Raw genomic sequence first — 11,867 nt, 5'->3', positions numbered from 1 at the left:
TGCTGCGGCCGTGAACGAACTACGTCCCGATATCGTGGCCCATGTCGGTGATATCGCCGATGGCCCCGTGGAGCTGCGACGTGGGCAGGCGGCCCCGCTCGCCACCATGGAGGCCGGGCTCGCCAGGGTCTATGTCACCGGCAATCACGAGTACCTCGGAGAGGCGCAGGGCTGGCTCGACTACATGGATTCGATCGGCTGGAAAACTCTGCACAACGAGCATATTGCCGTCGAGCGCGGCGGTGACCGCCTCGTACTCGCGGGCGTCGACGACGCCACTGCGGAGTCGGCGGAACTGAGTGGTCACGGCGCGAACTTCGACGATGCGCTGGCGGGCGTCGATCCCGGGCTGCCGGTGCTGATGCTCGCGCATCAACCGAAGCAGGTTTTCGAGTCCGCAGTTGCCGGTGTCGACCTCCAGATCGCCGGCCATACCCACGGTGGGCAGATCTGGCCGTTCAACTACCTGGTCCGCCTCGATCAACCCACCGTGCACGGGTTGAGCCGACACGGCGAACGGACACAGCTGTACACCAGCCGGGGCTCGGGTTTCTGGGGTCCTCCCTTCCGTATCTTCGCGCCCAGTGAAATCACGGTGATAACGCTTCATTCCGCTTGACGTCGCGATCCGCGACAGTGGGTCGAAGGTATCCGGAGTCTCTCGGATCTACGACACACTGGCTTTGATCGCGAACCTGGACACCGTTGTACGCGAATTTCGACACCGCCTGTCAGAGCGGGATGTTCGTGATCGCGAATTTCGACACCACCGAAGGGCTTGTGGTGGCACGATGATCGTGCTTCACCAGCTGAGGTCGGATCGGATCTGGGCGGCCCTGCTGCTCGGATGAGGAATTGCCTATGGCGATGTCGCGGGCTGAGTTGTGCGCGGCGATTCGTCGTGATGTGCGGGCCGGGTTGTCGAACCGGGAGATCCAGCGCAAGCACAATGTCGGGTTCCGGACGGTGACGCAGGCGCGGGAGTCGGCTCCGGCCGAGCGGAAGAAGTACACGCCGCGCGGATCGAAGATCGAGCCGTTCACGGCGTTCATCGACGATATCCTGCGGGCGGATCTGGATGCGCCGCGTAAACAGCGTCACACGCTGCGGCGGATCTATCACCGGCTGATCGATGAGCACGGGATGACCGACGTGTCGTATTCGGTGCTGGGCAGGTATGTGCGCGAAAGCAAGCCGGAGATCTCGGCCGCCGCGGGCCGAGGCCGGTGAAGGTGTTCATCCCGCAGACGCATCGACCAGGACAGGAAGCCGAGGTCGACTTCGGCGAGGTCACGATCCGGCTCCGTGGGGAGCTGGTGACCTGCTATCTGTTCTGCTTCCGGATGTCGTTTTCGGGCAAGGCGGTTCACCGGGTGTCGCTGTCGGCGGGTCAGGAAGCCTTCTTCGAAGGCCACTTGCACGCCTTGCGGGTACTCGGCGGTGTCCCTACCGGCAAGGTCCGCTACGACAATCTGCGCTCGGCGGTGATGCAGGTGGTCGGTTTCACCCGGGCCCGCAAGGAGGCCGAGCGCTGGACGATATTCCGGTCGCACCTGGGGCTGGAAGCCTTCTACTACCAGCCCGGCATCGAGGGCGCTCACGAGAAAGGTGGTGTCGAGGGCCAGGTGGGCTGGTTCCGCCGCAATCATCTGGTCCCGGTGCCGGAGGTGGACTCGATCGCCGAGCTCAACGAGATGACCGATGCCGCTGACGCTGCTGATGATCATCGGCGGATCGGTTCCCGTCCGCGCACGATCGGTGAGATGTTCGCAGTCGAGCAGCGGTTGCTGCGGCCGTTGCCCGACGAGGAGTTCGAGACCGGACGCTGGTTCAGTTTGCGGGTCGACCGGTATTCGCAGGTCTCGGTCCGCACCAACAAGTACTCTGTCCCGGTCCGGTCCATCGGCCGCTCGGTTCGGGTGTTGCTGCACGCCTCGGAGCTGGTCGTCTATGACGGGGGATTGAGATCGCCCGGCACGAACGGCTGCCGACGAAGGCTGGTACTCGGCTCGAACTCGACCACTATCTGGAAGGGCGGGCCTGCTCCGCAAACCAGGTGCATTACCGGGAGCGACCACGCTGGAACAGGCACGGCAAGCCGGCAAGTTCACCCCGATCCACGAAGCCTGGTGGGTCGCAGCCCGCAAAACCCACGGTGACACCGTCGGCACCCGCGCGCTGATCGACGTGCTTTTGCTGCAACGCAACCTGCCTCACGACCTGTTCGTCGACGCGTTGGCCGCGGCCTTGCAGGCCGAAGCGCTGACCGCTGATGCGGTCTCGTTGGAAGCCCGCAAGATTACCGAGTCTCAGCCCGCGACCAGCTGCTCCGCCTCCCACGAACCCAGAAAGGCACCTCATGACCACCACTTCCACGATCGGACGCCGCCATGGACTGACCGAGCAGGCCGCCGACGCGGCCATCGACCAAGCCTGCCGGGTTCTACGACTCCCCACGATCCGCGGCCAGTTCAACGACACCGCCGAGCATGCCGCCCGCGACCAGATGTCCTACCGAGCTTTCCTGGCCGAACTCCTGCTTGCCGAGTGCGACGAACGAGACCGCCGACGCTCCGAACGCCGCATCCGCGCGGGCGGATTCCCGCACGACAAGTCACTGCGGGCGTGCGATTTCGACGCCAACACCAGCGTCGACGCCGCCGCGATCCACACTATCGCCACCTGCGACTGGATCCGCAAAGGCCTGCCGCTCTGCTTGATCGGCGATTCCGGCACCGGGAAATCGCACCTGCTCATCGCACTCGGCACACATCACCCTGGGATCTTTCCGTTTGGCCGACACCGCCCCGGCGAAGGAGGTGGCTCTGGCAGACGTATCGCGATAAAACGTGACACGCCGCCCCCCGGATGATCCACGATCCGGTTCGACTACAGATCACTGTCAGGCCACCCCCTTGGTCGCGGACGCCGAGGCAGTCTGTCCGACCGAGAGCAGGCTATCGGAAAAAAGCGGGGTCGTCATCACCGGGAAGCGGTGATTTCATCCGACGGAACCGTTGCCGCATCATCCGGCGGACAGCAGATTCACCCGGCTCGCTTCCCGGACCTTCTCCCCATTCCTCAGCACCCGAACCCAACACACCCGACACCACCCGCCGACACACCGGCCGGGTGGTGTTCATTTTCACGCACAGGAGCAGCACTGCGACCGCAAACCGTTGTCGATATTCACGACAAACCGCTGTCGGCATTCACGCCCAGAGCCAACACACGCAGGTCCGCGGGGTCTGTCAGTGATCTTGTGGGCGGGACGGTGATCGGAGAGGCTGAGGCGGCCTGCCTCAGCGGAAGGGATCATCGTGTCGGAGAAGTCGGTGCCGGCGGCCGAAGGGTCGTCGCCGGCGGACGGTCTGGATGTCCGGATCGCCCAGGAGTTGGTGGATAAAGCCCGCAAAGAAGGGGTGTCGCTGGCCGGTCCGGGTGGATTGCTGTCGCAGATCACGAAAACCGTCCTGGAGGCGGCGCTCAACGCTGAAATGGACCAACACTTGGGATATTCCAAGGGCGACTCGACTGTCAGCGGAGACGGGAACCATCGCAACGGCCGGTCGCAGAAGACGGTGCATACCGATGTCGGTTCGGTGCGTATCGATGTGCCGCGAGATCGGAAATCGGAATTCGAACCGGTGATGGTTCCGAAGCATTCCCGGCGTGTGGAAGGTTTCGACGAGTCGATCATTTCGCTGTATGCGAAGGGGTTGACGACCGGAGAGATCCAGAAGCATTTGTCGGAAATCTACGATGTAGACGTTTCACGTGAGTTGATTTCGAAGGTAACCGACAGGGTTGTCGACGAAATGAATGAATGGCAGTCACGACCGCTGGAACGCGTGTATCCGGTGGTGCTGATCGATGCGATTTTCGTGAAGATCCGGGACGGCAGGGTTGTGAATCGGCCGGTCTACGTCGCGGTCGGTGTCACCCTGGCCGGTGAGCGTGACGTGCTGGGTCTGTGGGTCGGCACCGGCGGTGAAGGGGCGAAACACTGGGCCGGTGTGCTCGGCGAGCTGCGTAACCGCGGCGTCGCCGACGTGATGATCGTCTGCTGCGACGGCTTGAAAGGGCTCCCGGAGGCGATCAACGACACCTGGCCGCTGGCCGATGTCCAGCAATGCGTGGTCCACCTCGTACGCGCGAGCCTGAAATACACTTCTCGCAAGTACTGGAGCCGGATCACTACCGAACTCCGGGCCATCTACACCGCCCCCACTGTCGAAGCTGCTGAATCGCTGTTCGACGAGTTTGCCGCGGAATGGGAGCCGAAATACCCGGCGATGATCGCGGTCTGGCGCAACAGCTGGGAGCAATTCACGCCGTTTCTGAAGTTCCCGGCGCCTATCCGGAAACTTGTCTACACCACGAATGCGGTCGAAAGTCTGAACGCCAGGTTCCGGCACGCGACCCGTCGGCGTGGGCATTTTCCCAACGAGCAAGCCGCACTGAAAGTGCTCTACCTCGTCATACGAAACCCATTGAAAAACCGGCCGAACATCACTGGAAAGATCAGCGGATGGAAGGATATACTCAACACGCTCGCGCTGTTCTACAGTGAGCGGATAACCGAAGGCTAGCAAGGCTTTTCACCGTTTCGCCCACAAAAATTCTGACACTCTCCGCCCTGAGCACCGGCGAAATCGCCGGCGCCGCACTCGATGTCCTCGCCCACGAACCACTGCCGGCCCAGAGCCAGCTGCGCGACCTCGGCAACGTGATCATCACTTCGCACCTGGCCGGACAGACCACCGAAGCCCGCTTACGCGCGGGTCTGTCGGCTGCGCATGCCGTTATCGATGTCCTGGCGGGCCGCGAACCCGCGCATTCCGTCGACCGCCCGGAAGGATGAACAGATGACCGCGCAACACACCACACGCCTCTGCCTGCCTCATAACAAGGTCGCCGCGTCAACGACGCCCTGAGCCCCACTCCCGAGGAAGCAATCTGGGCCCGCCGCTTCCTCACCGACTTCGAAGCTCGCGGCCGCGTCGTCCGCGACGGTAGCGGCCTGCCCCGCCTCGGTCGCGCCCAGCGAATCGCCCACCTCGCCACCGCCTACGGCGTCCTCAGCACATAACCACGCCGCGCGGGACTCCGGTTATCGGCTCCTAGCGCTGGGACTGCCGGGACTGTGGTTTTTTAGGGCTCTGGCCCACTTTAGGTGGCGCCTGTGAGGTGACGGCGGCACGAGAGCCCGGTGGCTGAGGTGAGCGTCGTTGTCGGCGCGATGTTTTCGGGTTTGTCGCCGCTGGTGGTCGAGGATGTGGGTGTGGCGGGTTCGGGGCTGGTGGTCCGGTCCCGGACTCCTGGTGGTGTGGCTGAATGCCCGGGCTGTGGTGCGAGATCCAGCCGGGAAGCTGGTTTGTGGACGACACGAAGGTCACACGATTCCCCGGATACACCCGAACCCGCTCCGTATGGTCCCTCTATGACGCGGTCAGTGACATTGCAGTGAAGCGACCGTCTTGACAGTCGACCCTCTTCTCGAGCTCATCGAAGAGGTAACGAGGTGCTCCGGCGCCGAACGGGTTGTGCGCCGGCAGGTCACGAGATAGGCGCGACTCCGATGATCGCGGTCACCGGTGCGCAGGCATCGGCTTCCACAGTGACAGTGATCTTCCCCGGCGCGGTGGGCCGGACGATCGCGAGTGCCTGTCCGTCGAAGGTCCGGCGGTGACCGGTACCGAAGTTCTCGTCGGTGACCGGAGCTGCGCTGCCCAGTCCCTGCAGAACTCCCGCACCGTGCACAGCCACCCGGATTTCGTGCTCGGCGCCGGTGTGGACGACGCCCGCGTCGTCGGTGACGGCGATGCCGATGAACGCCAGGTCTGTGGTGTCGGCGCGCAGTACGTGGCGGTCGATCGTCAGCGTCAGTTGTTGTGCCTCGCCGGCCGAGGCCAGGGCTGTCCGGCCGGTCGATTCACCGTTCCGGTAGGTGACGGCGGTGAGTTCGCCGGGCCGGTAGGCGACCTCGAAGTCGGCGCGGAAAGCACGCTCGGTGCCGATCGGGTTGCGTGCCAGTACTTCGCCGTCGAGCAGGAGCTCGACCTCGTCGCCGTCGGCGTATACCTCGACGTGTACCGGGTCGCCTTCGTGGCCGGGCCAGCTCCAGCTCGCGACGGTGTCGCTCCAGGCCCAGGGGGTGGCGACCGCGATCGTCCTTGCGTGGTTTCGTGGTGGTTGCACCGCGATCCAGGGATCTTTGCGCTGTCCGAAGACGATCTCGCGGTAGTAGGACACGGGCCGGCGGTGTCCGGTCAGGTCGAGATCGCCGCAGTTGGCGGTGAGTCCGGGATAGCCGGGGGAGAACCCGGTTCCACCGGTCGCCGTGTCCGCGTAGCGGATCAGTCCGATACCGGTTTCGCCGAGGTAGTCGAGTCCGGTCCAGGTGAAGTCGCCGATGACGTGGGGCAGTCGCTGCACCAGTGCCCAGTTGCGGTCGATCACCGTCGGCCAGGTCTCGGTTCCCAGGACAACGCGATCGGGGAACAGCTTGTCGTCGAGTTCGTAGCGGGATTCGCCATAGTTCATTCCGGCGATGTCCAGTGCGGCGAACGACTCCTGGGTTCGCTCGGTGACAGCGGGGGAAGCGGTGATCTGCCCCATCAGTTCGCTGAACTGGTGCATCATCCCGTTCACCCCGGCGCCGGTGGGCGCATCGGTCGGGGCCGATTCCGTGGATGCGGTTCGTTGCTGTCGCATCCCGTCGAGCACGGCGTCGAGGGCCGAGACGAACCCGTTGATGCCATTGGTCACCGGGCGGGTGGGGTCGAGGTCGCGGAGCACCCGCACCATGCGCCTGGTCCATCGGCCACCGTCGGGCGTGCCGGTTTCGGGATTCTCGTTGCCGATGCTGTAGGCCAGCACACTGGGGTGGTGGAAATCCTTGGCCACCATTGCTGCCAGGTCGCGCTCCCACCATTGCGGGAAGTCCGCGGAGTAGTCGAAGTCGCTCTTGCCCTGGATCCACATGTCGAAGGCTTCGTCGATGACGTACATACCGAGTCGGTCGCAGGCGTCGAGGAGGGCACTGCCGGCGGGATGGTGCGAGCTGCGAACGGCATTGAACCCGGCCGCTTTCAGCAACTCGATCTTGCGTTCCTCGGCCCGCCCGATCGCGGCGGCACCGAGCGGTCCGTTGTCGGCGTGCAGGCATGCGCCGCGCAACTTCACCGGTGTGCCGTTGATCCGAAGTCCGCGGCGTGGGTCGACCTGGACCGTTCGGATACCGAAGGGGATTTCGACCTCGTCCCAGCCCCGGCCGCCGCCGCTCACCGCGACACGGGCGGTATATCGGTGTGGTGTCTCCGCGCTCCAGCGGCGCGGGCGTTGGATCAGCATGCGCAGTCGTGCGGTGTCGTTCCCGCCGGGGAGGACCGTCATGGGTGTAGTCGCGCGGGTGAGCTCGGCGCCGGCCTCGCCGGTCAGGGTGGCTTCGACCGTGATCGCTGCTGCCACTGTGCCGGCATTGTCCACCTGCGCGGATACCTCGACAAGAGCGAACTCGTCGTCGACGTCCGGCGTCGTGACCCGGACGCCGTCGACAGCCAGGTGGACCGGGTTCTTCCTGATGAGGTGGACATCCCGGTAGATACCGCAGCCGGTGTACCAGCGGCTGTCGAGGTGGGACCGGCACGCCACTGTCACCTCGTTCTCCGCGCCGAACCGCAGGAACGGGTCGATCCGGACCACGAAGCGGGAGTAGCCGTAGGGGTGCCGGCCGGCGAGCGCGCCGTTGACGGTGACCACCGCATCGCGGTACACACCGTCGAACTCGAGATAGGCGAGGGTGCCGCGCTCGTCCTCGGGAACGGGAAAGGTCTTGCGATATTCGAACGCCCCGCCGGGGAAGTAGCCGTTGGTGTGCCCACCGGGCACGTCGGGATGGCGGTCGGCTTCGATCAGTGCATCGTGCGGCAGGGTGACCGGCGTCCATGCCGCGACATGGGAACCTCCGAGTTCCTGGAACGGGGTCACCTTCCGGCGGTAGCTCCAGTTCCGGTTGAACTCCTCGCGCGACATGCTCTGCCTTCCTCGGTGAAAACTCTGAATGGGGAACGGGTTCCGGCCGAACGAAGCGACTGTGTATGCCTCAGAGAACGGCCTCGGCAGGATTACCGACAGTAAGGTAACGCGCGTTACCTCTTGCGAGGTTAGCACAGATGGTTGTGATGTCGAGGCGTTGTGCGCGGCGGCTTCGGGTGCCGGGTTGGTCAGCAGTGGGCCCGCCGCCGGGCATCGTGCCGGTCCGATCCGTGGTGCAGCTTCGGTGTCGGCGGCGACCTGCGGCCGCCGCAGTGGCCGGGTTCAGGTCGAGCGGCGTTCGATGATGTAGGGCCGGCCCGACACCGGAGAAGACTGCGGAGGTCCGCCGATCAGGGCGCTGACGACCGCCTCGGCGCGCCGTCGTCCCGCCGACCGGAGATCGAAGACGACCGTGGTCAGCGGTGGTCCTGCCAGCGCCGCGGCGGGGATGTCGTCGGCGCCGATCACGGCGAGATCCGCCGGTGCGCTGCGGCCGGTCTCGCGCAGGCCGGCGAGGACGGCGAGGGCGGTATCGTCGTCGAAAGCGCAGACGCCGCTGACCGAATCACGTGTCCACGCCTGCACGGCTTCGGTGGCGGCGATGATATCGAGGTTCACCACGCGCACCGCGGGCGGCTCGAGCCCGGCCTCGGCGCATGCTTGTTGTGCGCCGAGCAAGCGTTCCTGTGCCATCGCTCGTAGGTTCGGGTGTCCGGGGAGGGCGTACCCGAGTCGTCGGTGCCCGCGGCCGATCAAATGTTCGGCCTGTAGCCTGCCCACCGGTTCCATGATCGGTTCGTCCGGGTGTCCCTCGGGCAGCACAACTTCGGCGCCGGCGCGACGTAAGGCGGCCGCGGTCTCGGGTTCGAACGGTGAGAAGCCGACGACCGCCGAGGCGTTGACCGTGGCGCACACGTCCGGCAATGGTGTGCCGTGCGCTCCGGCGAGGTGGGTGACCAGGGTCAGGTCGTGGGCGGCGAGGGCTGCGGCGAGTTCCTCGACGAATCGGTTGATTCCGGCGCCCATCGGCAGGTCGGGGATGGACAGCAGGACGATATCGCTGCGTCCCGCGGCCAGGGCTCGGCCCGACGCGTTCGGCCGGTACTCCAGGCGCTGAGCTGCGTCGAGGACGCGTTGCCTGGTCTCTTCCGAAATCGATTGATCGGCGCGGTTGTTCAGCACGAAGCTGACCGTCGTGCGGGAGACGCCTGCCGCGAAGGCGACGTCGCTACTCGTGACACGTTTGGCGGATCGCGTCGTTTGCCTCTTCACATTCCCTGCCTGTCCAGTGTTCGATCTCGATGATCGGCGAGGGGAGCATGCGAGCGCCCATCTCACGTTCGTGGCGGACGTGTTGTGGCCGATCCGTTATCGCCGCCTCACTTGAAGTGTATTCTGTTTTGAGGTTCAGTACTAACGCGCGTTTGTAACGCGCGTCAGCGCAGCATATGCGCTTGTGCCGAACGTTTCGGCCACCTGCGATGAGCAGAATCATCCCGACATCGAGGTCCTCATGACGCTCACTCCTTTCGAAGAGCCGCCCGCGGATGGACCGTCCGCGGGCGATCATCCCCTTCCCGCCCGTTCCGGCCCTGCCGCCGGTGAGTCCGCGACGATCACACCGGCAGGTCCCCGCTATGTCGTGCTGATGATCTTCGCGGTTTTCGGTGTCTACATGGCGTTCGTGACCCCGATCGCGATATCCCTCGCGATCCGGGTGGAGCAGCTCGCTCCCGGCCGCGAGGAATACCTGGGCTATATCGCCGGTGCCGGTGGTCTCGGCGCGGTCCTGACCGGGCCGCTGATCGGCCGGCTGAGTGATGGCTTGCGTAACAGGTTCGGCCGGCGTCGGCCTGTTGCCGTCGCGGGCCTGGTCGTCGGCATTCTCGGGCTGCTCGTGATGGCCCGATCACCGAATATCCTGGTGCTCTGTCTCGGGTGGGTCATTGCGCAGGCCGGATTCAACGGGGTGATCACGGTTCTGCTGGCCTCGCAGGCCGATCGACTGGCCCCCACGCAGCGTGGCCGGGTATCGGCCATGCTCGGTGTTGTGCAGCATCTGGCCCCGGTGGCGGGGGCGCTCATCGCCGGCTCGCTGTCCAGCAACACGCTCGCGTTGTTCTTGGTTCCCGGCATCGTGGCGATGGTGGCGGTGGGACTGTTCGTCCTCGCCGTACCCGAACCGGACACCCGGAACGCGAAGGTCCGGACCGCACCACCGACCCTTCGTTCGCTGGTCGGCTCCTTCACCTTCGACCCGCGCCGTTCTCCCGATTTCGCATGGAACTGGCTCGGCAAATTCCTGTTCATGCTCGCGGTGACCTTCAACACGACATTCACCGCGTTCTTCATCGCCTCCCGCATGGATGTCAGTGTGGAAGAAGTGTCGGGGATAGTCGCGATCATGGCGGGCGGTGCGTTGCCGGCCACGATGCTCGGCGCCCTCGGCGGTGGTTTCCTCTCCGACCGGCTACAACGGCGCCGGGTGTTCGTCCTGGCGGGCGGATCGATATTCGCCGTCGGGGCGATCATCATGGCGCTTGCGCCGAGCGTGCCGGTCATCATCGCGGGTGTCATCATCGGCAATCTCGGGCTCGGCCTGTTCGCGTCCGTGGATATGGCGCTGATGCTGGACGTCGTACCCGATCGGGAGACCGACGCCGGCCGCTACGTCGGCATCTACCAATTCTCCACGGCCATACCGCAAGGCGTCGCACCCTTCATCGCGCCGCTGTTCCTGCTCATCGGCGCCACCGGTGACGACAAGAACTACACACTGCTGTACCTGGTCGCCGCGGCGCTCGCGGTGCTCAGTGGTGTGCTGGTCGCTACTCGAATCACATCGGTCCGCTGAGAAGGGAATACAGATGATCGACCGTGAGTCGGTGGTCCGGCGGCACACCGTGACCCTGACGACGCCGGATCCTTCCTGCCCGGTGACGGTGGGCAACGGCGACTTCGGATTCACCGCCGATATCACCGGTATGCAGACCTTCACCGCGTTCCACGATCAGACCGCCGCCTACCCGGCAGGGCGGTCGGCGGTCAATACCGCCACCATGACCTCCTGGGGCTGGCATTCGATGCCGAACCCGGACGGGTTCGTGCTCGACGATGCCCTGTCCACCTACGAGACGCCGCGCGGTCCGGTGCAGTATCCGGACCGGTTCGATATGGCAGCTGTGTTCGGTGCCGAAGTGCCGGAAGAATACCGCGCCGGGACGTGGTTACACGTCAACCCGCACCGCCTCGACCTGGCCCGGATCGGACTGGCACTGCGCCCCCGACCAGGAACCCCGGCAGTGGACGACCCAGCCGTCCTCGATGTTCCGCACCAGCAGCTCGACCTGTGGACCGGCACAGTCACCAGTGCCTTCGCGTACGCGGGACGGGAAATGCGGGTCACCACCGTCGCCGATCCGCGGCTGGCCCGTGTGGCCTTCCGGATAGAGTCGGCGCTGCTCACCACCGGGCAGGCCGCTGTCGCCGTTCGGTTTCCCTACGCCAGCGCCGGGTTCTTCCATACCGCGGATTGGTCTGTGCCGGAACGGCATCGGACCGTGCTGGAGCGCACTGGGGACAGGTCGTGTGTATTCGGGCGCACCCTCGACGATACCGAGTACTCGGTACGCCTCGAATGGTCCGGTGGCCGGCTCGCCGAGTGCGGAGAACCGCACCACTTCGAGCTCACTGCCGCTGACGACATCCTCGAACTCGTCGCCACTTTCCTCCCGAAGGGTGGTGTCGACCCCCGCCCCCGGGGGGGGAGCGGCGGGCGGGGGGCGGGGGGTGGCCCCGGGGGGGGATGGTATTGCAGGGGGGGGTGG

9 protein-coding genes and 2 pseudogenes are annotated in these 11,867 nt (G+C 65.3%); 9 read left to right on the top strand and 2 right to left on the bottom strand.

Annotated features, from left to right (window positions below):
* The 7 genes and pseudogenes from QH195_RS11685 to QH195_RS35230 all read left to right on the top strand — a co-directional run.
* Positions 1–619: metallophosphoesterase (locus QH195_RS11685; protein WP_280435369.1), on the top strand; the 619-nt coding region annotated here is incomplete at its 5' end.
* A 242-nt stretch (positions 620–861) separates the two neighbouring features.
* Positions 862–1,230: a hypothetical protein gene (locus tag QH195_RS11680; RefSeq protein ID WP_280435368.1), complete on the top strand. Its 369-nt coding sequence runs from the start codon at positions 862–864 to the stop codon at positions 1,228–1,230.
* A complete protein-coding gene (locus QH195_RS11675) occupies positions 1,227–2,159 on the top strand; it encodes a Mu transposase domain-containing protein (protein WP_280435367.1) in 933 nt (310 codons plus the stop codon). Before QH195_RS11680 ends, QH195_RS11675 begins: the two co-directional genes overlap by 4 nt.
* 200 nt (positions 2,160–2,359) lie before the next feature.
* Positions 2,360–2,770: pseudogene (locus QH195_RS11670) on the top strand (ATP-binding protein); the annotation flags it as partial.
* A gap of 601 nt (positions 2,771–3,371) precedes the next feature.
* Entirely contained in the window at positions 3,372–4,592 is a 1,221-nt protein-coding gene (locus QH195_RS11665) for an IS256 family transposase (protein ID WP_432278483.1), read from the top strand.
* Positions 4,593–4,621: 29 nt separating this feature from the next.
* A complete protein-coding gene (locus tag QH195_RS11660) occupies positions 4,622–4,864 on the top strand; it encodes an NAD(P)-dependent oxidoreductase (RefSeq protein WP_348536880.1) in 243 nt (80 codons plus the stop codon).
* 57 nt (positions 4,865–4,921) lie between these two features.
* Positions 4,922–5,092 (top strand): annotated as a pseudogene (locus QH195_RS35230) (HpcH/HpaI aldolase/citrate lyase family protein); the annotation flags it as partial.
* 467 nt (positions 5,093–5,559) lie between these two features.
* Here QH195_RS35230 and QH195_RS11655 read toward each other — a convergent pair.
* Entirely contained in the window at positions 5,560–8,037 is a 2,478-nt protein-coding gene (locus QH195_RS11655) for a glycoside hydrolase family 2 protein (RefSeq protein WP_280435365.1), read from the bottom strand.
* Between the two features lie 285 nt (positions 8,038–8,322).
* The gene (locus QH195_RS11650) at positions 8,323–9,312 is read right to left on the bottom strand and encodes a LacI family DNA-binding transcriptional regulator (protein WP_280435364.1); all 990 of its coding nucleotides are present in this window, start codon (positions 9,310–9,312) and stop codon (positions 8,323–8,325) included.
* A 184-nt stretch (positions 9,313–9,496) separates the two neighbouring features.
* Here QH195_RS11650 and QH195_RS11645 point away from each other — a divergent pair, with 184 nt between their 5' ends.
* Together QH195_RS11645 and QH195_RS11640 are read left to right on the top strand one after the other, a co-directional pair.
* Complete coding sequence (locus QH195_RS11645) at positions 9,497–10,894, top strand: MFS transporter (protein WP_280435363.1); 1,398 nt, start codon at positions 9,497–9,499, stop codon at positions 10,892–10,894.
* Positions 10,895–10,907: 13 nt separating this feature from the next.
* Positions 10,908–11,867 (top strand): hypothetical protein (locus QH195_RS11640; protein WP_280435362.1); only part of this gene is annotated, 960 nt, incomplete at its 3' end.

The organism is Nocardia carnea (assembly GCF_029868855.1).
Taxonomy (GTDB): Bacteria; Actinomycetota; Actinomycetes; order Mycobacteriales; family Mycobacteriaceae; genus Nocardia; species Nocardia carnea_A.
Note: the sequence above shows the minus strand (reverse complement) of the source record. Positions and strands in the feature narration are given on the sequence as shown.

Excerpts from the sequence above, each read along its gene's own strand:
- QH195_RS11680 (WP_280435368.1), top strand. The coding sequence starts at position 862 with ATGGCGATGTCGCGGGCTGAGTTGTGCGCGGCGATTCGTCGTGATGTG.
- QH195_RS11655 (WP_280435365.1), bottom strand. The coding sequence starts at position 8,037 with ATGTCGCGCGAGGAGTTCAACCGGAACTGGAGCTACCGCCGGAAGGTG.